Origin of the sequence: Methyloversatilis universalis EHg5 (assembly GCF_000378945.1) — a bacterium.
Taxonomy (GTDB): domain Bacteria; phylum Pseudomonadota; class Gammaproteobacteria; order Burkholderiales; family Rhodocyclaceae; genus Methyloversatilis; species Methyloversatilis universalis_A.
In genome coordinates this window covers 3,296,717-3,318,761 of the sequence record NZ_KB900539.1, presented here as the reverse complement: position 1 = coordinate 3,318,761, position 22,045 = coordinate 3,296,717, and the positions used below count along the sequence as shown (strand labels likewise).

24 protein-coding genes and 1 pseudogene are annotated in these 22,045 nt (G+C 68.1%); 9 read left to right on the top strand and 16 right to left on the bottom strand.

Annotation, left to right across the window (positions count from 1 at the left end; translation table 11 throughout):
- Nucleotides 1-19 precede the first annotated feature (19 nt).
- The 6 genes and pseudogenes from METUNV2_RS0115210 to METUNV2_RS0115185 form a co-directional block, all read left to right on the top strand.
- A pseudogene (locus tag METUNV2_RS0115210) lies at nucleotides 20-568 on the top strand (transposase); the annotation flags it as partial.
- Between the two features lie 279 nt (nucleotides 569-847).
- Nucleotides 848-1,723 (top strand): toll/interleukin-1 receptor domain-containing protein, encoded by an 876-nt coding sequence (locus tag METUNV2_RS0115205; RefSeq protein ID WP_018230330.1) that lies wholly within the window; start codon nucleotides 848-850, stop codon nucleotides 1,721-1,723.
- 373 nt (nucleotides 1,724-2,096) lie between these two features.
- Nucleotides 2,097-2,690, top strand: coding sequence for a hypothetical protein (locus METUNV2_RS0115200; protein WP_018230329.1), 594 nt, complete (start codon nucleotides 2,097-2,099; stop codon nucleotides 2,688-2,690).
- Nucleotides 2,691-2,723: 33 nt separating this feature from the next.
- Nucleotides 2,724-3,551, top strand: a complete 828-nt coding sequence (locus METUNV2_RS0115195) for a DUF817 domain-containing protein (protein WP_026188201.1) — start codon at nucleotides 2,724-2,726, stop codon at nucleotides 3,549-3,551.
- Between the two features lie 192 nt (nucleotides 3,552-3,743).
- Nucleotides 3,744-4,334, top strand: a complete 591-nt coding sequence (locus tag METUNV2_RS0115190) for a hypothetical protein (protein WP_018230327.1) — start codon at nucleotides 3,744-3,746, stop codon at nucleotides 4,332-4,334.
- Complete coding sequence (locus tag METUNV2_RS0115185) at nucleotides 4,328-4,951, top strand: hypothetical protein (protein ID WP_036271213.1); 624 nt, start codon at nucleotides 4,328-4,330, stop codon at nucleotides 4,949-4,951. The genes METUNV2_RS0115190 and METUNV2_RS0115185 overlap by 7 nt, the downstream gene beginning before the upstream one ends.
- A gap of 11 nt (nucleotides 4,952-4,962) precedes the next feature.
- Here the strand turns inward: METUNV2_RS0115185 and METUNV2_RS0115180 are convergent, their stop codons facing one another.
- Both METUNV2_RS0115180 and METUNV2_RS0115175 read right to left on the bottom strand, forming a co-directional pair.
- Nucleotides 4,963-5,412, bottom strand: coding sequence for a hypothetical protein (locus METUNV2_RS0115180; RefSeq protein ID WP_018230325.1), 450 nt, complete (start codon nucleotides 5,410-5,412; stop codon nucleotides 4,963-4,965).
- 67 nt (nucleotides 5,413-5,479) lie between these two features.
- A complete protein-coding gene (locus tag METUNV2_RS0115175) occupies nucleotides 5,480-6,682 on the bottom strand; it encodes an MFS transporter (RefSeq protein WP_018230324.1) in 1,203 nt (400 codons plus the stop codon).
- A 149-nt stretch (nucleotides 6,683-6,831) separates the two neighbouring features.
- On the opposite strand from METUNV2_RS0115175, the gene METUNV2_RS0115170 reads away from it, so the two are divergent.
- Together METUNV2_RS0115170 and METUNV2_RS0115165 are read left to right on the top strand one after the other, a co-directional pair.
- Entirely contained in the window at nucleotides 6,832-7,161 is a 330-nt protein-coding gene (locus METUNV2_RS0115170) for a YnfA family protein (RefSeq protein ID WP_026188200.1), read from the top strand.
- Nucleotides 7,162-7,251: 90 nt separating this feature from the next.
- Complete coding sequence (locus METUNV2_RS0115165; RefSeq protein WP_018230322.1) at nucleotides 7,252-8,031, top strand: SDR family NAD(P)-dependent oxidoreductase; 780 nt, start codon at nucleotides 7,252-7,254, stop codon at nucleotides 8,029-8,031.
- 140 nt (nucleotides 8,032-8,171) lie between these two features.
- Here METUNV2_RS0115165 and METUNV2_RS0115160 read toward each other — a convergent pair whose 3' ends face one another.
- From METUNV2_RS0115160 to METUNV2_RS0115100, 13 genes are all read right to left on the bottom strand, one after another.
- Nucleotides 8,172-9,335 (bottom strand): OpgC family protein, encoded by a 1,164-nt coding sequence (locus tag METUNV2_RS0115160; RefSeq protein ID WP_018230321.1) that lies wholly within the window; start codon nucleotides 9,333-9,335, stop codon nucleotides 8,172-8,174.
- Nucleotides 9,336-9,495: 160 nt separating this feature from the next.
- Nucleotides 9,496-10,011 (bottom strand): Csu type fimbrial protein, encoded by a 516-nt coding sequence (locus METUNV2_RS0115155; RefSeq protein WP_018230320.1) that lies wholly within the window; start codon nucleotides 10,009-10,011, stop codon nucleotides 9,496-9,498.
- The gene (locus tag METUNV2_RS0115150; RefSeq protein WP_018230319.1) at nucleotides 10,008-12,332 is read right to left on the bottom strand and encodes a fimbria/pilus outer membrane usher protein; all 2,325 of its coding nucleotides are present in this window, start codon (nucleotides 12,330-12,332) and stop codon (nucleotides 10,008-10,010) included. The genes METUNV2_RS0115155 and METUNV2_RS0115150 overlap by 4 nt, the downstream gene beginning before the upstream one ends.
- 10 nt (nucleotides 12,333-12,342) lie before the next feature.
- The gene (locus tag METUNV2_RS19215) at nucleotides 12,343-13,113 is read right to left on the bottom strand and encodes a fimbrial biogenesis chaperone (RefSeq protein WP_018230318.1); all 771 of its coding nucleotides are present in this window, start codon (nucleotides 13,111-13,113) and stop codon (nucleotides 12,343-12,345) included.
- Between the two features lies 1 nt (nucleotide 13,114).
- Entirely contained in the window at nucleotides 13,115-13,657 is a 543-nt protein-coding gene (locus METUNV2_RS19395; RefSeq protein WP_018230317.1) for a Csu type fimbrial protein, read from the bottom strand.
- A 260-nt stretch (nucleotides 13,658-13,917) separates the two neighbouring features.
- Nucleotides 13,918-14,850: a VWA domain-containing protein gene (locus tag METUNV2_RS0115135; protein ID WP_026188198.1), complete on the bottom strand. Its 933-nt coding sequence runs from the start codon at nucleotides 14,848-14,850 to the stop codon at nucleotides 13,918-13,920.
- A gap of 10 nt (nucleotides 14,851-14,860) precedes the next feature.
- The gene (locus METUNV2_RS0115130; protein ID WP_018230315.1) at nucleotides 14,861-15,397 is read right to left on the bottom strand and encodes a hypothetical protein; all 537 of its coding nucleotides are present in this window, start codon (nucleotides 15,395-15,397) and stop codon (nucleotides 14,861-14,863) included.
- Nucleotides 15,394-16,476: a vWA domain-containing protein gene (locus METUNV2_RS0115125; protein WP_018230314.1), complete on the bottom strand. Its 1,083-nt coding sequence runs from the start codon at nucleotides 16,474-16,476 to the stop codon at nucleotides 15,394-15,396. Before METUNV2_RS0115125 ends, METUNV2_RS0115130 begins: the two co-directional genes overlap by 4 nt.
- Nucleotides 16,473-17,471 (bottom strand): hypothetical protein, encoded by a 999-nt coding sequence (locus tag METUNV2_RS0115120; protein ID WP_018230313.1) that lies wholly within the window; start codon nucleotides 17,469-17,471, stop codon nucleotides 16,473-16,475. Before METUNV2_RS0115120 ends, METUNV2_RS0115125 begins: the two co-directional genes overlap by 4 nt.
- Before the next feature lie 53 nt (nucleotides 17,472-17,524).
- On the bottom strand, nucleotides 17,525-18,388 hold the full coding sequence (locus METUNV2_RS0115115; RefSeq protein WP_018230312.1) for a DUF58 domain-containing protein: 864 nt from the start codon (nucleotides 18,386-18,388) through the stop codon (nucleotides 17,525-17,527).
- Nucleotides 18,385-19,407, bottom strand: coding sequence for an AAA family ATPase (locus METUNV2_RS0115110; RefSeq protein ID WP_018230311.1), 1,023 nt, complete (start codon nucleotides 19,405-19,407; stop codon nucleotides 18,385-18,387). Before METUNV2_RS0115110 ends, METUNV2_RS0115115 begins: the two co-directional genes overlap by 4 nt.
- Nucleotides 19,408-19,519: 112 nt before the next feature.
- Nucleotides 19,520-20,056 carry a DUF1097 domain-containing protein gene (locus METUNV2_RS0115105; protein WP_018230310.1) on the bottom strand — a complete coding sequence of 179 codons (537 nt, stop codon included), beginning with the start codon at nucleotides 20,054-20,056 and terminating at the stop codon, nucleotides 19,520-19,522.
- A gap of 99 nt (nucleotides 20,057-20,155) precedes the next feature.
- Nucleotides 20,156-20,821 (bottom strand): pyridoxamine 5'-phosphate oxidase family protein, encoded by a 666-nt coding sequence (locus tag METUNV2_RS0115100; protein WP_018230309.1) that lies wholly within the window; start codon nucleotides 20,819-20,821, stop codon nucleotides 20,156-20,158.
- Nucleotides 20,822-20,995: 174 nt separating this feature from the next.
- Between METUNV2_RS0115100 and METUNV2_RS0115095 the strand changes: the two genes are divergently transcribed.
- On the top strand, nucleotides 20,996-21,829 hold the full coding sequence (locus METUNV2_RS0115095) for an IclR family transcriptional regulator (protein WP_018230308.1): 834 nt from the start codon (nucleotides 20,996-20,998) through the stop codon (nucleotides 21,827-21,829).
- On the opposite strand, the gene METUNV2_RS0115090 is transcribed toward METUNV2_RS0115095, so the two are convergent.
- The gene (locus tag METUNV2_RS0115090) at nucleotides 21,819-22,028 is read right to left on the bottom strand and encodes a DUF2970 domain-containing protein (RefSeq protein WP_026188197.1); all 210 of its coding nucleotides are present in this window, start codon (nucleotides 22,026-22,028) and stop codon (nucleotides 21,819-21,821) included. The genes METUNV2_RS0115095 and METUNV2_RS0115090 overlap by 11 nt on opposite strands.
- Between the last annotated feature and the right edge of the window lie 17 nt (nucleotides 22,029-22,045).

Below are 22,045 nucleotides of genomic sequence, written 5' to 3'. Positions count from 1 at the left end.
GCCTCTCCGGAGCCCTGCGATGCCGCGATTCAAGACGCCCGACTACGGCCTGAAGCTCATCCCGGTCGACTTCGCGCAGCAGGTGCTGCCCGGCACCTTCGAGTTCGCGCTCTGCCATCTGGTGGACAACGACCTCGATCTCTCCACGCTCCGCGCCCGCTATGCCAACGACGCGGGCGGTGCCCCGGCTTTCGATCCGGCAGTGCTGCTCAAGATCGTGCTGCTCGGCTACTCGCGCGGGCTGATCAGTTCGCGCGTCATCGCCACCGCCTGCCGCCACAACGTGCTGTTCATGGCCGTCTCCGGCGACAGCGCGCCCCACTTCACCACCGTCGCCCACTTCGTCAGCCATCTGGGCGATGAGGCCCGGGCGCTCTTCACCCAGGTACTGCTGGTGTGCGACCGCCAGGGGCTGATCGGGCGACAGCTCTTCGCCATCGACGGCGTCAAGCTGCCGTCGAATGCATCCAAGGCGAAGAGCGGCACGCGTGCCGACTTCGAGCGCGAAGCCGCGAAGATGGAAGCGGCCGTGCAGCGCATGATCGGTGAGCAGAATGCGCGCGATGCCGCCGGCTTCGCCACCGTCGAGCCGGTGTTCGGCAATTTGCTGCACAACATCGAAAAGCTCGGGCACCAGGGCTATGCAAATTATGTAAGCTCGCGGGCAGGCCACGACGGCAGCATCGCGCTGGTCACAGGCCACGGCTGAGGTCAGGAGACGACGATGAAACTAAGGTCGGCAGGCTGAAATGATGATGAACGATTTCTATCCGGCCAAGGCCGGCAGCAACCGCTTGCCCCGAGATGGGGATTTCTACAGCGTCGTTAGGTTAGCGGACTTACGCCCATGAAGACCTGCATCTTTCTAAGCCACAACTCTGCCGACAAACCCTTCGCACGCCGCCTTGCGTCAGACTTGGAGGCGCAGGGAGTCGGGTACTGGCTGGATGAAGCCGAGATCAAGGTCGGAGAATCGCTGATCGAGAGGATTCGGGAGGGCATTGATGACGCTGCCTATGTGGCTGTGATCCTCTCGCCCGACTCAGTGAAATCGCTCTGGGTGCAGCGAGAAGTTGACGTGGCAATTAACCAAGAGATTCAAGGGCGCCGCGTCAAGGTGCTGCCGGTCATGTACCGCATGTGCGATCTTCCCGGCTTTCTTCTGGGCAAGAAGTACGCAGACTTTACCGATCCAACCCGATATGAAGCTGCGCTTAAAGAACTCGTGCACAGCGTTGGCGTTGTCTTCAGACGAAATGCGCTCTCGACGACTCGCCCGGCACACAACATTGGAAGCGCTATCGATCAAGCGTGGTCAGTTGGACTGCCCATGCTGTCTCGCCCCTTTCACCGCCCATTTCAGTATATGGGTATGACGGTTACGGCCGTGGCTGCCGCGGTCGGCAGCGAGCCCAATCGTGTTGGAAATATCATTGTCGACTCCGATGAGTGCCACATGCTGCTCGAAGCAGAAGGCAACTTCATCAACTACGTGAGTGTCGATTTAAAGCGTTCTGCGCCACAGTATCGGGATCGTCCGTTCGATCCCGTACCCGCTCTTGGCGCGCTTAGCGTCAACCCGGCCGAACTTGAGCTCGTGAGGTCTGCGACTCACTATCATCACTACAGCGACCATCGCAGGAAGTTGAAGGTTAGTGTCTCTTGTCTGGAGGACGGTGGACCGTTGATGGTCGGGTTCAGCAGTAAGTACTACGGCATGTGAACTAACCTATGACTGGAGGCCGCGGGCGCGACCCTTATTCCTCGCTAGGCTCGAACGTCCTGCGGCGTCTACATCAATGGCGTGCAGGAGGGAATTCCTGCGGTCATTCTGCCCAAAGGCTGTTACCTGGGCTGGCAGCCGTCGTACTCGGGCAACATGTGTTGGCGAATTGGGTAATCTCTCGGGCGGAACGGCCACCGCCGCAAGGGCGCCCAGCGTCAGCCACTGCGCACGTTAGAGGACGACGATGACGCGAAGGTCGGAAGGCTGACGTAATGATGAACGACTTTGAGCCGGCGAAGGACGGAAGTAAGCGCTTGCCCCGAAATGGGGGCTACAGCGTCGTTAGCCCCCTTGATAGGAAGTTCACACAATGTTCGGTCGCCTGTTCAACAAGAAAAAGACTCCGCCCGCTGGCCAGTTTCTCGTCGTACGTTTGAACGCGAGACTTCAGCCGACGCATCGCGGTGAGTTCTTCGAAGATCCACTCGACGCGGTGTTGAAGAAGCACGGGGTCGGTGAAGTTTGCGGTGGCGGAACGATGCAGGCCAAGAGCGGCGAAATTGAGTACTGCGACATCGAGATTCAATTTCCAGCCTCTTCCTCCGATGTGGCTTCTCTGGTTGCATCCACCGTGGAAGCACTGGGCGCGCCGAAGGGATCAAAACTCACGATTGAAGCTTCTGGCGAAGAGTTCGCCTTCGGTGCAACAGAAGGACTGGCCGTCTACCTGAACGGCACTGATCTCCCTGCCGAGACATATCGCGACTGCGACTCAAACCACGTCTATGCCGAGTTTGGTCGGCTCCTGGAGGGCGAAGGCCGTGTCTTGAGCTATTGGCAAGGCCCGCGAGAGACTGCCCTTTACATGTATGGCCGGTCGTTCGACGAAATGAAGGGCCGGCTTTCCGAATTCATCGCGACTTACCCTCTGTGCGAGCAGTGCCGCGTTGAGCAAATTGCATGACCGCGGGCGCTAACCATCGTTCGGCACGGACTGATGCCTGAAGCCTCATTTTCACCTGCCACGGATGCGCGAGCGCGCATCGTCGGGATAGGCGTCGAGTTCCTGCAGTTCACCTGGAAGGAGGCTCAGGCATGCTTGTTTGCCGGGCTGTTCTTTGTCGCGGTTTTCTGCGTTCCGCGGACTGGCGTGCTGGGGCTGCCGCGTTACGATCTGCTGCTGCTGATCGCGCTGGTGATTCAGGGGTGGATGCTCTGGAGCGGCCGCGAAACGCTCGATGAACTGAAGGCCATCTGTCTGTTCCATCTGCTTGGCTTCGCACTCGAGGTATTCAAGACGTCCAGCGGCATCCGTTCGTGGTCCTATCCGGACTTCGCGTACACGAAGCTCCTGGGCGTTCCGCTGTTTTCCGGCTTCATGTACGCGGCGGTGGGTAGCTACATCATCCAGGCGTGGCGGCTGCTGAAGCTGCGGGTCGAACATCACCCGCCGTACTGGATGGCCGGGCTGGTGGCGACTGCGCTGTACCTGAACTTCTTCACCCACCACTTCATCGGTGATTACCGGTGGTACCTGGCCGCCGCTGCGCTGGGACTGTACGCACGGGCGCAGGTGGTCTTCCGGCCGCACCGCGTCGATCGCCGCATGCCGCTGTCACTGGCGCTGGTGCTGATCGGGTTCTTCATCTGGCTCGCCGAGAACATCGGCACCTTCTTCGGTCTGTGGGCGTATCCGCATCAGCTCGGTGCGTGGGCGGCCGTTCATGTGACCAAGTGGAGCGCCTGGTCATTGCTGGTGCTCATGAGCTTCACCATCGTTACAAATCTGAAGCACATCAAGGCTACCGTGCATGTGCCGGCGTGAGTTGGGCCCGAGCGTTTGGCACTTTGCGCTCGTGGGTATGCTTTTTTGATAACCGCCGCCGCCTTCGTCTTGGATGGATGTGGCTTGCCCCCGGGTTTCGCTCCGTATCAATCAATGCGCTCACTTCTCATCGCCGCTGCTTTCCTTGTCTCCCTCAGCGCCTCTGCCCAGACTTCTTTCCCGGAATGGCGCGTGCTGGTGCCCGGCGAATACCACGGCGACGAAGCGCCGGCGCGACCCGGGCCGGGGTGGCTGGCGCTGGTTCCGGTCGGTGGGGTGTGGCGGCTCGAACCCGCGATCGTGCGGGCGACGCGGGTGCATGACCCGGTGCTGGATGCCGAGGGCGACCGGACCGGCATTGCGCTGACCTCCAGTCGCAGCGATACCCTGGTGCTGCTGCGTCTTCCGGATCTGCAGCCGGGCAAGGTCGATACGCCGGCGATGAAGTTCAGTGGCGGTGCCCGGCTCATTTCGCTCGGTGAGGCGCCGCTGAAGCTGCAGTTCAGATCGGACGAGTACGTGATCGAGGGCCGGAAGGCGGGTATCGAGGTGCGTACCGGTGCGATGCGCGCCGTGCTGTCCGATCTTGCCGCCGCGCGGCCGGACAGCGAAGACGCGGCGTCGCTGCTGTGGGCGGGCGATCTGGACCGCGACGGCCGGCTCGATCTGCTGTTTTCCTACAGCGGCTACAACCGGGGCGGCGTGTGTCTTTACCTTTCGTCAGGCGCACCGGCCGGCACGCCGGTCCGGCTGGCGGGCTGCCACGGCGGTGTCGGATGCTGAACCATGGGTTGATGCGCCGGCTCGCGCTCGCACTGCTGGTGTGCGCGGCGTCGTGCGGCCGGTTTGCGGCGGCGGAGGCCACGGTCGATCAGGTGCTCAGCGAACGCGCCGCGGTCGGCGCGCAGCCCCGGGTGTTCCATGCGAGCACACCGGACGGCGATCTCGTGCTGGGCGCGGTGCTGGGCCGCGAGTCGGGACGGCTGCTGGTGCTGCGCAGGAGCACCGCCGGGCGCTACGAGGTCGAGGCAGCCAGCGCCCCCTTCCGCAACGATTTCGGCAGCGGCTATGACCTTGAAGTTGTCGAGCACAACGGCCGGGGACGGTTTTCGATGGACGTGGCGGCGCACTCGACCTGCGGCGTACGGGTGGACACTTTCCGCTTCTACCGCGCGTCCGGGCAGTGGCGCGTGTCCGGCTACGACCGCGAAGATCCTGACGTGCAGAGCTGCGATGTCAATTTTCGCGCCCGGACCTATTCGGCCAATCTGCTGACCGGCCAAGTGGTGGTGACCACATTGCGCCAGGGCAAGGTGGTGGCCGTGAACAAGCGCAAGGCGCGCATCGATGCGCCGCGGCTGGAGGACTTCTCCTTCTCCATCTTCGCGGACGAACCCTGACGCCCTGAAGCCTACTGCACCACGCGCTGTTCGCCCGGCGTGCCCAGTGCGCGATCCAGCTTGTCTTCCACTTCGCCGATGGCGGCGGCCAGCGAGTTCGACGATTCGTTCGACACCTTCTGCAGTTCGACCCGCAGGTCGGCGAACTCCTTGTGCATGGCGCTGCTCAGTTCGGTGAAGCGCGAGGCTTCGGCCTGATCGGCGAGCAGACGCTGTTCGCGCAGTTCCTTCGCATGCCGGCGCGATTCGAGCAGGGTGGAGGTGTGCAGGCTCAGCGTGTAGGCGGCGAGCAGCACCAGCAGCAGCGCAGTGCCGCCGAGCAGGATGATGCCGGCCGGTGCCTGGATGGTGGCCACCAGCAGCGACACTTCGACCGGCATGGCGAGCACATGCCAGTTGGCAATGACGAATGCGGCCAGCAGGCCGAGTACCAGAATGCCCAGTGCGCCGAGTGTTCTCATGGTGTTCTCCTCGTGGGGTGTCGCGTGATTGTCACCCTGGCCGGTGCAGCGCGCTACCGGCGCTGTCCTACGCGGTGGCGGGGGCGGTGCGCACCACCGGCGCTTCGCGTATCGGCAGGTTCACCAGTGCGGCGGCGGCGGCCAGTGCAGCGTCGGCGTACCACATCCACTGGTAGCTGCCGCTGTGCTCCAGCGCCAGCCCGCCCAGCCAGGCGCCGAAGAAGCCGCCGGTCTGGTGCGACAGCAGCGTGAGGCCGAACAGCGTGGCCAGATAACGGGTGCCGAACAGCTTGCCGACCACGCCGGCGGTCGGCGGCACGGTGGCCAGCCAGGTCACGCCGAGGCCGATGGCGAACAGGTAGAAGGTGAGGTCGGTGCGCGGCGACGCGAGGTAGACGAGCACCAGCACCGCGCGCGAGGCGTACATCCAGAACAGGATCACCTTGCTGCGCCAGCGCCCGGTGGCCCAGCCGGCGAACAGGCTGCCGAAGATGTTGGACAGGCCGATCAGCGCCAGCGCGCCGCTGGCCACTTCGGCCGGCAGGCCGCACAGGCCGACCTCGCCCGGCAGATGGGTGATCAGGAAGGCGATGTGGAAGCCGCAGGTGAAGAAGCCCGCGTGCAGCAGCAGATAGCTGCGGTCGCGCATCGCGTCGGCGATGGCGCGGCGCACGCCGCCGTCGGTCGCGCTGTCGGCGTGCTGCGGATGCGGTTCGCGTGCCCGCAGCGCGCGCGCCAGCGGCAGCGCGGCCAGTGCGGCGACGGCCATGGCGTACATCGCGCCCATCCAGCCGACGGTGGTGATGAGCTTCTGCGCGAGCGGTGCGAACACGAACTGGCCGAGCGAGCCGCCCGCGTTGATGATGCCGGCCGCCTGACCGCGCTGTGCGTTGTCGAGCCGGCGCGACACCGCGCCGATCAGCACCGAAAAACTCCCGGCGCCCGATCCGGCCGCGGCCAGCACGCCCAGCGTCACCGTCATGCCGAAGCGGCTGTCCATGAAAGGCGTGAGCGCGCAGCCGGCGGCCAGCACCAGCAGGCCGATGGCCAGGACGCGGCCCGGCCCCCAGCGGTCGGCCACCGCGCCGGCGACCGGCTGTACGGCGCCCCACATGAACTGGCCGATGGCCAGTGCGAAGCTCAGACTGACCACGCCCAGTCCGGTGCTGGTGTTGATCGGCGAAATGAAAAGGCCGGTGGACTGACGCACGCCCATGCTGACCATCAGCAGCAGGGCGGCGCACAGCACGGCGGACAGGGCAGCAGGCATCGGACGACGGGGTGCAGCGAACACCGTTCAGGGAACACCGCCGCACGTTACAAGGAATCGCGCCATGCGCGAAATCCACTGTGCGGTGCAGTTTCGTCCGGCTTTTCTTGTACCTTGCCGACTGAACCGCACAGCCCGGGTACCGCATCTTGAATTTCGTCACGACGACCGCATTGTTTGCAGCAACCGCGGTGGCCGAAATCGTCGGCTGCTATCTGCCCTGGCTATGGATGAAGGAGCGCGCCCCCGCATGGGTGCTGCTGCCGGCCGCCGCTTCGCTGGTGGCTTTCGTGTGGCTGCTGTCGCTGCATCCGACCGCGGCCGGCCGGGTGTATGCGGCCTATGGCGGCGTGTATGTCGGCGTGGCGGTGCTCTGGCTGTGGCTGGTCGATGGCGAACGCCCGCATCTGTGGGACCTCGTCGGCGTGTCGGTGGCGTTGACCGGCATGGCGATCATCATGTTCGCGCCGCGGGGCTGACGCTGCTGCGAGCCCGTGCCGGCGCGGTGCGCCGCGCATCCTGAATCCTGAAGGCGCCGACCGTGGCGCCACGCTTACCAAGGAGTGTCCATGGACCTGCAATTGAACAACCGTCTTGCGCTGGTGTCCGGCAGTACTGCCGGCATCGGCTATTCCATCGCCGAAGCGCTGCTGCGCGAAGGCGCGCGCGTCATCGTCAATGGCCGCTCGCAGGCTTCGGTCGACGCCGCGGTGGCGAAGCTGGGCGCGGGGGCCATCGGCTTTGCCGGCGACCTGGCTACCGCGGCGGCGGCCGAGGCGCTGGCCGCGGCCTACCCGGACATCGACATCCTGGTGAATAACCTCGGCATTTTCGAACCCAAGGCCTTTGAGGACATTCCGGATGCTGACTGGATGCGTTTCTTCGAAGTGAACGTGCTGAGCGGCGCGCGTCTGGCGCGGCTGGTGCTGCCCGGCATGAAGCGGCGCAACTGGGGCCGCATCGTGTTCATTTCGAGCGAGAGCGGCCTGCAGATTCCGGCCGAGATGGTGCATTACGGCATGACCAAGTCGGCCCAGATCGCCATCGCGCGCGGCATCGCCGAAACCGTGGCCGGCAGCGGCATCACCGTGAACAGCGTGCTGCCGGGCCCGACCCGCTCGCGCGGCGTCGAGGATTTCGTGCAGGCGCTGGCCGGCGACAGCGGCCAGACCTTCGAGCAGTTCGAGCAGGAATTCTTCGAGAAGGTGCGCCCGACCTCGCTGATCAAGCGCTTCGCCACGACCGAAGAGGTCGCCGCCATGGTGACCTATCTGTGCAGCCCGCTGGCATCGGCCACCACCGGCGCCGCGCTGCGGGTGGATGGCGGCACGGTGAAGAGCGCGTTCTGATTGCGCGTCGTCGGCTGCCCGGGGCCGCATCGCGGCGGGGCGCCGCTCCCACAAAGAACTCGCGCAGTCCTTTGCCGGAGACCCGTGGGAGCGGCGCCCCCGCCGCGATGGGGCGGTAGCAGTGAAGCGCCCCGTATTCTCTACACCCGGACCGTCGCCACAGCGCCGCCTTGCAGCGAAGCGGTGCGCTGCGGGTTGCGCACCGCGTCCAGCCACCCGGCCAGGGTCAGCATCAGCAGCACGCCGGTCATGCCGGCGCCCAGCTGCACCAGCGGCAGATCGAAGGCGAGCGCGCTGGCGGCATCAGCCAGCGGCGCGAGCAGTACGCTGAGGCAGAACACTTCGAGCGAGTGCCGGCCCATGCAGCGCAGTGCACGCGCCGGTGCGGCTTCAAGCCAGCGCCCCGGACGCAGCAGTGTGGTGGCCACCCAGGCCAGCACCAGGAAGTGGGTGACCCGCAGCAGGTCGAGGTCGGTCTTGCTGATCGGATAGATGAGCGTGGCCACCGACTGCGGCACCACCGCGTCGTGAATGTCCGGCCAGCGCCACGACAGGCTGAGCAGGAAGCAGGCCGAGAGGAAGGTGAGCGCCACCGGCATCACGATGTTGCGGCCGATGCGCCGCTCCAGCGGCCTCAGCCGCAGCAGCGAGCGCGGCCGTGCGCAGCAGGCGCCGATCACGAACAGGAACTGCCAGGCCAGCGGATTGAAGAACCACACGCCCTCGGGTGCGGCCGGCAGGTTGAGGCCGGTGTGCTTTTCCAGCAGCCACAGCAGCCCGGACGGGATGAGCACCCACAGCGGCCGGCGCACCAGCAGCGGCAGCAGACCGGCCATCAGCGTCATCAGCACCACATACAGCGGCAGCGGGTCCATCAGCACCGGCTTGAACTGCATCAGGATGCCGGCCAGCAGCGCCGACTGCGGCTGGTCGAGGAAGTAGCCCAGCCCCATTTCGGTGATGAAGTCGCGGGTTTCCACATGCTCGTTGGCGACGAACACCAGCGTCATCAGCTGGGCCAGCAGGAACACGTGGGCCACGTACAGCACCCAGGCCCGGCGCAGCACGCGCACCGCGGCCGGGAAGAAGCCGTCGAGTTCGTAGCGTCGGCCATAGGCCAGCATGGCGCCGTAGCCGGCGAGGAACACGAACAGTTCGGCCGCGTCGCTGAGGCCGAAATTGCGCAGCGTGGCGTAGCCGAGCGGATTGCCCGGCAGGTGGTCCCAGAACATGCAGACCAGCGCGATGCCGCGGAAGAAGTCGACGCGCAGGTCGCGCGCCGGGGGTACGGAGTGGCGGGCCATCGGAACGGTCTCCGTGGGAGCGGCCGGGGCTGAGCCCGGGCCGGCGGATTCGGTCGAGCAGGAGGTCTGCCCGCGGCGCGTGCGGGGCAGGGCGACGCGGCAGGGTAGCCGAGCCGTGCCGGTTCCTGTGACGCTGTCAGCGGACGCCGACAGGCCACCGTCAGTAACTGACGGTCACCACCACCGTGTCGGCATAGCTGCCCACCCGCACGTCCTGCCGTGCCGGAATGCGGGCGTACACGGTCAGCGGCACCGCCAGCGTACCCGGGCACAGCGGATTGGCGATCACCGTGTTGCCGACGCAGCCCAGACCGCCGGCGGTGACCGTGCCGCCGCTGCCGTCGCCCCATACCAGCAGTCGCACCGACGTCGTGTACAGGTTGTAGCCCATCCGTGCCAGACCGTTGGCCATGCGGCGTTCGCTGAAGCTGCCGTAAGTGCCGCTGCCTATCGCCACTGTGTAGCTGAAGCTGTCCACCGATCCGGTGCCGCCGGTCTGGTTGCAGGTGAGCGTGATCGTGCCGCTGCTGTCGTTCGGCAGCAGCGAGAACACGTCGTAATTGCCGAAGCCGACCGCCGCCCCCGACAGCGCACAGCTCACGCCGGCCCATGCCGGGCCACAGGCCAGATGACAAAGCAGGGCGGGCAGCAGGCAGGCCCGGACGGGAAAGCTCATTCGATCTCCGTGCAGATGAGTACGGTGGCATCGCTGCCGGTGGTGGGGCCGGGAATGTCGGCGCGGCAGCGCCTGCCTTCGCTGTGCACGATGGCACGGCGCGGGCCGTCGATGTCCACGATGAAGGACATGCCGTTGAAACCGACCGGAAAGCGGCTGTCCTCGCCTTCCAGCATCAGCACCGCGCCGGCCGGCACCGCCGACCCGTCGGCACGCCGCAGATACACGGTGGCGCTGCGGCCGCTGCTGACCGCGAAGCGTACCAGCACGCCGCTGCGGAAGCCCGGCGCGGTGTCCATGCGCAGCTGCGTGAACAGCGCGTCCAGCGGCAGCGCGTCGGCATCGATGGAAATGCGGTTGCCCTCGTAGGCACGCAGCCGCGGAATCAGCGCGTAGCCGCGTTCGTCGGTACGCGCCACCAGCTGGTTGTCGACCCGAACGCCGACACCGGCATGGCCGTCCACGCTGACCAGCGCGAAGCTGTCGGTGATGCGCCGACTGGCGAACACGTGGTCGCCGACGAAGCCGAAGCCGCCGGTCAGCCCGAGCCGCAGGCCCGAAGTGCCGCCGGCTTCGGCCAGTTCCACGGTGCCGGCCATGCGCTCGGTCTGCAGCGTCAGCGCGGCGCCGTAATTGCCCTGATCGCTGGCATTGATCCGGTATGCGACGCCGGGGCCGACCGGCAGGCTGCGCTGCAGGCTGGCCGTGGTTTCGACGCTGTGCCGGCCGGCATCGTCCCGCCGGTGGGCGGTGGTGATGCTGGCGTGCACCTGGGTGTCGAGCGGCACCGTGAGCACCGCAAATACCGACAGTTCGCTGACCGGCGACAGCGTGCCGATCACGCTGACCGACAGCGCGGCGCGCCGGCCCATCAACTGCGACCAGGTGGCCGACACCAGTTCGTTGGCCGGGCCCTGCTGCAGCTGCTGGAATACATAGCCGGCGCCGATGCTGCCGTGCTCGCCCAGCGGCAGGCTGGCGCTGGCGGTGGTGCGCCTGCGCAGCGCGTCGCTGGCGTCGTCGGCCAGACCGAGCTGGCGGAAGGCGGTCGACCCGCGTTCGGTCTGCAGCGAGAACGACAGCCCGCTGCGCACGCGCCGCTCGAAACGCGCACCGGTCAGCACGCCGGTTCCGGCGGACGAGTGGCTGCCGGCCACGGTCAGGCCGGCGCTGGCCCAGTCGCCGATCACGCCATCCACGCCGACGCCGATCGCGCCCAGCCCCTGGCCCAGTTCGCCGCGCAGTTCTCCGGTCAGGCCGGACGGCAGGCCGCGCCGGTAGGTGGCGCTGGCCACCGGGTCGTCATAGCGGCTGTCTGTGCGGCCGTAGTTGCGGCGCAGCGCACCGGCTTCGAAGGAGAAATCGTCCAGCCCCGGGCGCAGCAGCAGCGGCGCGGAATAGAAGGTCTGGCTGACCAGCCGTTCGCGTCCCAGCACGTCGCGCACGATGAACTGCATCTGGTTGAGGCCGCTGATGACCGGCACATTGGTCAGTGCGAACGGCCCGGGCGGCACGCTCTGCTGGGCCCGGCGGGCGCTGTTGATGAGCAGGTCAACGGTCGAGGGAACGGCTGCCTCGCCGTGCAGCGTGGGCAGCGGAAAGGTGATGAAGCCGGGCTGGGTCGCGAAATTGGTCGCGTACTGCAGGCCGCCGAAGCGGGCAGCCCGGCCCCAGCTGCCGGCACGCGTGATGGCGTCGCCCACGCGCAGCGAGCGCATGTCGTCCGGCCGGTCCAGCGTCCAGGTGGTGTCCAGGCGCACGGTCTGGCTGCCGAAGGGCGTATGGCTCGCGAACCCGCTACCCACCAGCGCGCCCCAGGGGCCGGAGATGCCGGCTTCCACCACCGCGGCCTGCTGCGTGCTGCCGCCGACATGGCTGCTGCTCAGGTCGTAATTGACGAAGCCGCTGAGCGTGGTCGACAGGCGCAGCGGGTGATCGCGCGCCGAAGCGTTGATGCGGATGGGCTGCAGCGCATCCGCCGGCACATCGATGAACAGGATCTGCCGCGCTTCGTCCAGGCGCAGGCTGGCGCCTTCGATCGCGTGCAGCGGCAGGTAGTCCGTACCGTCCTGGGTGCGGCCGGTGGCCGAGGCCGGCCGCTGCAGTCGCCACTGCGCGAACCGTGCAGCCGGCGCCCACCACTGGTCGCCGTCACCCGCGAGCAGCCAGACCGCGTCGTCGTCGCGTGTGCCATTCACATCGACCAGCAGCAGCTGGGGCGAGGGGTCGGCTGCGTACACGCTGCCGCACAGCCACAGCATGCAGAGCAGCCGCTTCAGTCCGATCCGGCGCAGCGACGCAACGCGATCGGCCAGTCGCATGACATGCCGGTCAGCGCGCCGGGGCACCGATCGTCAGATCGGCTTCCAGCGTGGTCTGGCCAGCCAGCGCCTTCAGCTTCAGCCTTTCGCCGGCGGCCGGCAGCGTCTGGCCATCGGTGGCCTCGATGCGCCAGCTGCGCAGCGCGCCCGGCAATACATAGCGCGGCGTGAAGCGCAGTGGCAGCACGCCGCCATCGCGGGTCTGCCGCAGTTCGAGGCCGTCCAGTCTGAGATGCCGGCTCCCGCTGTTGCGCGCCGACAGCGACAGCGCGCTGCCGTCGTGTTCGAGCGACCACTCGATGTGGCCCGAGGCGGACGCGTCGGCGGGCAGGACGAACACCGGAATGCTGAAGCGCAGCAGCACCTGCAGCCCGGCGGATGAGGACGGTGCCTGCTGCGGCACCTGCTGCACGATGAGGCGATAGCTGGTTTCGACCGCCGATGTGCGCACGCCGCCGGGCAGGCCGATGCGCACGATCTGTTCGCCGCCCGGCGGCAGCGTGAACAGTGGCGGGGTGGCTTTCAGTTCGGCGGCCGGTTCCAGCGTGTCGGTCTGGCTGTCGGCCTGCGTCCAGCGGTGGCTGTCCACCTGCAGTACTGCCGGCGGGCTGCCCGCCGGGTCGTTGTTGCGCAGCGTGAGCGTGGCCGAGGGCTGGGCCGCGCTCAGTTCGATGCGTATCGGATTGATCTGGATGCTGCCCGCCGCCGCCCCTGCGCACTGCAGGCACAGTGCGACAAAAGTCAGCAGCCTGCGCGCTCGGGCGGGTGTTCCGTCGATCACGCTAGAAGGTGACGGTCGCGGTGACCGTGTCGCTGTAGAGCACGTCGGCCGGCACGTCCTGACCCGGGCTGGCGATGCCGCATACGGTGAAGCTCACGGCCGTGATGCTCAGGATGCTGCCGACGGTCAGTATCTGGCCGCCGCCACTGCCCCAGCGCGTGGCATGGGTGGCGCAGCCGGTGCCGCCGGATGCGGCGACAGAATCCGGCTGATACAGGTCGTAGCTCAGGTAGTTGGCTGACAGCGAGGCCTTCATCCGGCGCTGGCCGCCATTCGCGTACAGCCCGTCGTTCAGCGTGACAGTGGGCGTGGAGCCGCTGGTGCAGACCAGCGTGACCGAGCCGGCGGCGGTGGAGGCACCGGCGGACGCCGGGTTGTAGACGCCGAAAGCGACCGGCGTGGTCGCGATTGCGCAGGTGGGCAGCACCGTGGCGCTGACGGCTATCGTTGCGGACGCGTTGCCTGCAGCCATGCAGGCGGGGGCCGCGGACAGCGCGCTGATCAGCAGCAGCGACCTCAGGGGCAGGTGTTTCAGGGTAACCATCTGACGACCTCCATGCGGCAGGCATCTTCCTGCATGTTAGGCGTATACGGTCGTGAACACCAAGCCTGCATATGCCGTCAGCGAATTCATGAAAACCGGGAGGTCCGGTTCGCTGCGCTGCAGCGGCGCTGCCAGGACAGGGCGTGCGGCCGCCCTGTCCGTGTTCTATTTGTATTCGGATCAATGGTTTGCGGTCTTTTTTCGGCGCAAACCGGCTTCGGGCGGCACCCGCGCAAACGGGTGCGTGGCGCCGCTGCTGCTCAGGCCGCCGCTCGGCGGACGCGTTCCGGCCGGAAGCGGATCAGTAGCAGGATGAGTGCCAGCAGCGCCGGCAGCCAGTTCAGGTCGGTCGGCACCGGTCGGCGCAGGGCTGCGCCGTCGTGCTTCATCGCGCGGGCGAGCACGCCGGCATCGTCCAGCGAGGCGTAATCGAAGCCCACCTGCTGGGCGAGGGCGCGCAGGTGAGGCTCGCGCCGTGACGACAGGTGTTCGGCGCCGGGCACGCGGCGACCGTCCGGCAGCACCGCGTCGCGCTGTATCACTTCGCCGGCCTTCCACACGCCTACAGTGCGGCCGTCTTCGTCGCTCTTCGGGATGGGCTGGGGCGCGTCGCCGCCGGCACCCAGTATCCAGCCGCGCACCTCGCCCGGCTTGATGTCCTCGAAGCCCGGCTTGTCGCCGTCGCGCAGCGGCGGTGCTTCCTGGCCGTCGCTGATGAACACCACCTGGGTGCCTTCGCCCAGTTCCTTTGCCGCGCGCACCGACCAGAACACGCCCTTGGCCACCTCGCTGGAATTGCCCCAGCGCATGCGGCCGTCGATATTGTCGAGCGCGGCGACCAGATCGCCGTAGTAGGCGCATACCTCGACCGGTGCGAGCAGCAGCAGGGTGCGGTATTCGGCGAAGCCGGCCCAGCCCACGCGCGAGCCGCAGGGCAGTTCGCGCAGCGCACGCTTCGCCGCCTCGCGCGCGAAGGCGAGCCGGCTGACCGGCTGGCCGTTCACGTCGTAGTCCTCCACGTTCATGCTCTGGGTCAGGTCGAACACGACCACCGTGTCCCAGCTGTCGCGCTTCAGGTCCAGCGGTGGCAGCAGCGCGGCGGTCAGCAGCAGCACCGCCGCCAGCACCAGCGTGCGCGCTTCGCGCTCGGCCAGGCTGCTGAGCAGCCGGCGCAGGAAGGTGGCCATCCTCATCGCACGGCCCTCACGGCAGATCCAGCCGCACGCCCTGCAGCGTGGTGACCACCCGTTCGCGCGGCGCCTGCGAGTCCTCGTCCTCGGCCACCGCTGCGGATTCGATTTCCGGTGCCAGCCACAGTGCGCGTTCCAGGTTGTAGCGCGCCTCCCAGTCGTCCGGCCGGTCGCGCAGCGCATCGCGGTAGCGCTGTTTGGCCAGTTCGATCAGCGGCAGCGCGTCCGACACATTGTTCTCGCCCTGCGCCAGCGCTTCGCGCAGGTGCAGGTTGCCGAGGTTGTAGCGCGCCGCCTGCCGCAGGTCGGCGCGTTCGCCAGCGATCAGCGCCTTCCAGGCGCGGGTGGCGGTTTCGCTGTCGCCACCGCGGTTCAGCGACAGCGCATGCGCGAAGCGCGCTTCGGGCAGTGCGGCTTCCGGCGCGCCGCCGGAGGTGATGGCGGCATTCACGCGCTCGGCCTCCTGCAGCGCATTCAGTGAGTGCAGGGCGAACGCGGCGCACACCAGCGCGGTACCGCCGAACAGGGCATGCAGGGTCAGTCTTTTCACAGCCAGCTCCGCAACAGCAGGGATCGATGGACCAGCAGCAGCGCGCAGCACAGCGCAGCCACCGCGAAGAGGGCGCGGCTGTGATCCTGCCGCGGAATGCGCTCGTCGTAGTCGAGCGGGAAGTTCTGCTGGCGGCCGACTTCGGCCACCGCCTTCGCCAGGTCGTCCGGGTTGTCCGCCTGATAGAGGCGGTAGGTCACCGGCAGCGACTGGAAGAAGCGGTGCAGCGACACTTCGGGCACCGACTCCTGCGCGTAGTAGGCGTTGCGCGTCTCGATCGCCTCGGGGCTGTCGCCGTCGGCGGCCGGCGGCGGTGCGCTTTCTTCGGCACCCAGTTCCGGCGCGTTGAGCGTGCGCAGGTAGAGCCAGTGCAGCGCGATGCGATGCGCTTTCAGCCCCTCGCGGATGTGCTTGCGCGTGGGTTCATCGAGGTGGGCGCCGCCGTCGGTCACCAGCAGGATGATGCGGCTGCCGGTGTAGGCGCGCTGTTCGAAACTGTCGATCGCGCCAGTGAGCGCGCGGCCGACATTGGTGTCGGACAGGCCGCGGCCCATGCCGCCGGCGCGGATGCCGGCCTGCACCACCTCGTCATGCTGGGTGAAGGGCACCACGTGCATCGGGCCGGCGCTGAAGAACATGAGCGAGAAGCGGTCGTCCGGCCGCCGGCCGACGAAGGCCGACAGCAGGTCGCGCGCCACCGCGGACTTCGGTTCGCCACGCGAATCCACCTGATAGAGCAGCGAGTGCGGATCGATGGTGCGCCAGTCGCTCGGCTTCATCTTGGCGTCCATGCTGCGGCTGCGGTCCATCAGAATCATGATTTCGGCGCCGCGGCCAGTGCGCATGACCGTGGTTTCCGGCGTTCCGGGCCCGGCCAGCGCCAGCACCGTGGTGGCGAGGGCCAGCACCGCCAGTGCGCGCCCGGCAAAGCCGGCGATGCGGCCGGCGCGGTCGGCCGGCAGCCAGTCCAGCGTCGGGAAAGCCAGCGTGTCGCGGCGGCGGCGCAGCAGCGGCAGCACCGCGAGCGGCAACAGCAGCAGTGCCCAGGGCTGGGCGAAGTCGACACCGGCGAAGGTCATGATTCGTGCCGCCGTTCGATGCGGGCGAGCGTACGTACCAGCGCGCGCGGCGAACCTGCGGCAGCGCCGCCGTCACCGAAGAAGCGCGCGGCCGAGTCGGCATAGAAGCGTTCGATGTCGGCGCGCAGCGGCGCGAAGTGCGGCGCGCGTTCGAACAGCCGGTGCAGCGAGGCGGGCTGCAGGCTGGCGCCGGCGGTGCGGTCGAAGGCGCGGTGCAGCGCCTGCCAGGCTTCCGGCGCATCGTCCTTCAGCCCGCGCAGCGTGCGCTGCGCCTGGGCGAAGGGCTGGGCGCGGGCGCTGCGCACATTGCGCCAGACCAGCCAGCCGCCCCACGCCAGCAGCAGCGCGCCGGTGAGGCCGCTCCACAGCAGCAGCCGGTGACGCAGCGGCGCGGTGTCGACCGCGGGCGCGCCGCGGTCAGGCTGCAGCGCGTCCAGCCCGTTGCCGGCGAAGGCGGTGCGCGGCGTGAGCGGCGCTGCGCTGAAAGTCCAGGCCGGCACCTGCAGCGGCCCGTCGTCGGTGCGCAGTTCGAAGGCGGGCACCGTGATCGCGGTCAGCGTCTGCGGTGCGTTGATGAGCTGGTAATCCAGCACCAGCCAGCGCCGGCCGTCGGTATCGGTGTCCAGACGCGCCGGGCGGCGCTCCAGCCACACGCCGATGCGGCCCGGGTCCGGCAGCCTGGGCAGGCCGGTGGCGCGGCCGTCGATGGCCAGCAGCACCCGCTGCGTGAGCAGATCACCGACGCTGTGGCCCCAGGCGCGCGGCGGCTGCACCTGAGCGACCGGCCCGGCCGGTGCCGCGGGCGCAGCCTCGACGACCTCCGGAGCAGGGACGGCGCTGTCGGCCAGCGTTTCGGTCGCGGAGGGGGCTTCGGGGGCGGGTGCGGTGGCGCCTTCCACCGGCGCGGCCGCCTGTTCAGCCGTTTGTTCTGCGTTCGCGAGCGGGGTCAGCTGCAGCAGGCTGGCGCACAGCAGTGCGCGGATCAGCGGATTCATGACCGGGGACATTCCGTGGCGTGGATCTGCAGTGCGGTCTGCGCGGGACGTCGTCATGCGCAGGCCTCCATGAAGTAGTCGGACAGGGCGTCGGCGTCGAAGCGGCCGGTCAGCCAGAACGGCCGCAGGTCGTGCGCGGCGAACAGCGCGTTCAGCGCCTCTCTGCGGTCGGCCACCGCGTCGCGCCACTGGCTGCGCAGTTTCGGCCGCAGCAGCAGCGTGCGCCGGACATTGGTTTCGGCGTCGCGCAGCGGCGCGATTGCGTCGATGTGCGGCGGCTCGGTTTCGGCGGCGTCCCACAGCACCATGGGCACGACGAAGGCGTGCGACAGCAGGTCGAGCACCGCGCCCAGGCGGTCCAACGGCCAGTGGAAGTCGCTCACGATGAACACCAGCGCCTCGCGCCCCACCATCTGCTGCACCACGTCTTCCAGCCCTTCGATGCCGCCGGGGGCGGTGTCGCACTGGCGCAGGCTGTCCGCCATCACGTTGCCGAGGCCGCGGCTGAGCGTGGCCGGTATCGTGAGGTCGGCACGCTCTGCATGGTCGAAAGCGCGCAGGCCCAGCGCGTCACCGACGCGGAAGGCGCTGTGCGCCAGCGATTCGACGAAGTCGGCGGCGAGGTCGATCTTGCGCCGGCGTGCGCCGAAGGCCATCGACGCCGATACGTCGACCAGCGCCTGCACCGCTACGCCCACCTTCTGCCGGTTCACCCGCACCAGCCAGTCGCCGGTGATGCTGCGCAGGCTGGCGCGCAGGTCGAGCCGGCGCGGGTCCGGCCGGTCGTGCAGATTCATGTGCGACACGAATTCCTGACCTGCGCCCAGGCTGCTGCCCGGGTGCGAACCCGGCCGCGCGCCGGCGCTGCGGTGCGGCAGCCGGTAGTGGAATTCCTGCACCTGCTCCGCGTGCGTCATCGCGGCGTGGCGATCTTGTCGATGATCTGCGCGATCAGCGCGTCGGCGATCTGCGCGCGACGCATCTCGTAGACCGGCGTGAAGAACACGCGGTGACCCAGCGTGGAGGGCAGGATGGCGCGCACGTCGTCAGGCTGCAGATGGCTGCGGCCGTCCAGCCAGGCCACCACGCGCGCGGCGCGCAGCAGCGCGCTCATGCCGCGCGGGCTGGCGCCGGCGAGGATGAGGCGCTTCATGTCTACGCCGTCGATGCGGATGTCGAAGGCGGCCGGGTTCTGGCTCGCGTCCCACAGGTCCATCACGTAGCGCTCCATCGCCTCGCTGGCGCTCACGCTGCGCTGGATGTGGGCGGCGATGGCATTGAGCTGGAAGGCGTCGATCAGGCCGGGCGACACGGTGTCGATCAGCGCGTCCACGTCGTGATAGGCGGTGTCGAACACCAGCGCGCGGCGCACCGACGGATCGCGCGGCGTTTCCATGCGCAGTTCGAACATGAAGCGGTCGCGCGCGGCCGAGGCGAGTTCGAAGGTTTCTTCCTTCTCGACCTTGTTGCGGTCGGCGAACACCGTCATGTGCGGAAAACTGTAGTCGCGGTTGAAGGCCGACACCGTGCGTTCGGCCATCGCGCGCAGCAGCAGCGACTGCACCTGCGGCCGGGCGCGGTTGATTTCGTTGAAGAAGAAGGTGGTGAGCCGTTCGCCATGGCGCAGCAGCGGACCGGGCTCGATGCGCGGCTTGCCGTCGGCATCGACATAGGTGTGATAGACGAGGTCGTTCGGCATCAGGTCCACCGTGCCCTCGACGCGCTCGAAATCACCGCCGATGGCGCGCGCGAAGGCGCGCAGCACCGTGGTCTTGCCAACGCCGACATCGCCTTCGAGCAGCACGTGGCCGCGTGCGAACAGCGCGACATTGATCAGCCGCACGATGCCGTCCTGGCCAATCACGGCCTTGCGGATCTCGTTCTCGATGCGCAGCGCGGCGTCGCGCCAGTCCTGCAGTTGCTCCTGACTGCTCATGCTGTCTCCCCGGTGTGGAATCGATGTGCGTGTCCGGCGCTGACCGGCCGGCTGCGGGCTGTCGCGCAGTCTAGGCAGTCGCGCACGGGCAAGTTGCCCTGCATGCGCGCGGTCACGCGGTCCGTCCGCTGTCGGCGGCGGGCGCGGACAGCCGCACGATCAGCCGTGCGTTGGCCCAGCCGAACAGGCCGCCGATCAGCAGCGCCGGCGGCAGCGCGACCAGCACGTTGTCGGCGCGCAGCGCGGTCAGCACCGCCGGGTCGAAGCGGCCGGGCACGTCGAGGAAGGCCCAGTTCGCGGCGAAGCCGTAGACGCACACCGGCAGCACCGCCAGCCGCGACCAGCCGGACGCTGCGCTCATCAGGCCGACCGCGGCGCCCACCACCAGCGGCACCCAGACGGTGCCGGGCAGCGCGGTCGGATTGGCCAGGATGGCGAGCGCGGCCAGCCAGCCGGCGAGCACGCCGAATACCGCGTGAGCCAGCACCGCCAGCAGCGCCGACGGCGCATGCTGCATGCCGCCCAGATGGAAGAAGGCCGCCCAGGCGATCACCATGGACCACATCGGCAGCGGTGCGGACTGCATCGAGAAGGTCATCGCGATCGCCAGCATCACGTTGGCGCAGACCAGTGCGGAAAGGGGTTTCATGTGCGGACTCCTTCGGTGGGCGCGCGCCGGCCCCTGCGGCCCTGAGCGGGCTGCATGCGATGGCGTGCGGAAAGGGCGGCGGCGAGGGGCCGCCGCGGTTCAGGTGCGGCCCTGCTGCACCAGTTCGGCGTAGGCGTCCGGCGAAATGACGCCCAGTTCGTCCGCGATGTGGCGGTCGCGTTCGGGCAGCACGTCCTGCAGCCCGTCGATGCGCTTCCACTGCGCCGGCGGCGTCGGGCAGCCCGGCTGCGGCACGTGCTTCGCGTCCTCGACGCGGCGGTAGCGGTGGATGTAGCGCGGGCAGTTGATGAAGATTTCCGCCAGCTTCACCCGCACCACGCATTCGGCGCCGTGAAAGGCGGGCAGCTGCTCCTGCAGCAGCGGATCGTCGCGGCTCACCGTGGCGTCGCCATGCACCCGCACCCGGTGCGGCGTTTCGAAATCGATGAACAGCAGGCCGATCTTCGGGTGGGCGGTGATGTTGCCGATGGACAGGAACATGCCGTTGCCGTCGAAGCTCGGGAATGCGAGCGTGCGGTCGTCGATCACCCGCACGAAGCCGGGCGCGCCACCCTTGTGCGACACCGTAGGGTAGCCGCGGTGGTCGACCGTGGTGAGGAAGAAGAAGTCGCGCGATTCGATGAAGGCGCGGTGTTCCGGCTGTATTGCCGGATGCACGATGAATTCGGCCACCCGGTCAGCCAGCGGCTGCATGCCGTGTTCATCCTGCAGTGCGCGATGCTGCGCCCCGTAGAGCTGGCTCATGTCTCCTCCTGAGTCACGAAAGCTGTCCGATGGTCGGACAAGCGGTTTGTTCAGGCTCTTGTTGTTTGAAGCGGATGCTAGTGTTCATGTCTGTGAGCGGCAACAGGCCGTGGGTACATAGGTGTCCGGATAGCGGACACCCGCTTGCGACGCAGAGCGCACGGAGCACGGAGCATGGCGGAGGCGGACAGCCGGACGAAGCAGGGACGCAGCGCGCAGCATGCGGATGCGGGCGAGGTGCCGGCCGGCAGCCTGCACCGCGCGCGCCTGCTGCTCACCACGCTCGCGCGCGGTTCGCGCCGGGGCAGCGCGCTGACCGAACTGGTGGCGCGCACCGGCCTGCCGCGGGCGACCATCCATCGCGTGCTCGACATGCTGATGGACATGGGCTGGGTCGAACGCGATCCGCTGACCCAGCGCTTCAACCTCGGCCGCGACCTTGCGGCGCTCGGCTATTCGGCGATCAGCCGGCAGCCAGTGGAACGGGCGGCGGCGACCGAACTGAGCGCGCTGGCGGAGGAACTGGGTCAGGTGGTGTTCCTGAACCTGCGCAGCGGGCTGGACAGCGTGTGCATCGGTCGCTACGACCCGCGCTCCGACATACAGATCGGTCGCGGCGATGCCGGCCTGCGCACCGCCTTTGGCGTCACCCAGAGCTGCATCGCCATGATGTCGCGGCTGCCCGAGGACGAGGTGTGGGAGGTGGTGCGCATCAACCTGCCGCGCTACCACCGGGTCGAACGCTATGACGAACTGCGGCACCGCGAAGCCATCGCCCGCGCATTGCGCGAGGGCTGGAGCTGTTTCGACGGCATGGTGCTGGACCGCAGCACCGGCGGCATGGGCGTGCCGGTGTGCGACGCCGCCGGCTACCCGGTGGCCGGCATCGGCACCACCTTCATCAGTGCCTGGCTGGACGAGGCGGGCCGTGCCGACTGCCGCGCACGCATGGAGCGGGCGGCTGCCCGTATTGCGGCGCGCCTGTTCGACCTGCCGCTCAGCGGGTGATGAAGTGCACCGCGGTGAGCAGCGTGCCCACGAACAGCGCGGCGCCGATCACCGCACCGCAGGCGATCTGCAGCGGCGTGAGCTGCACCGTGTCCTGGTCGTGGCCACTGCGCTTGCGCACGCCGAAGAAACTCCAGAACACGGTGGTGGCGATGCGCCAGGGGGTCGGGCGAGCCGGGTCGGGGTGGGTGTGGGTCATGGTGCAGTCCTCCTTCA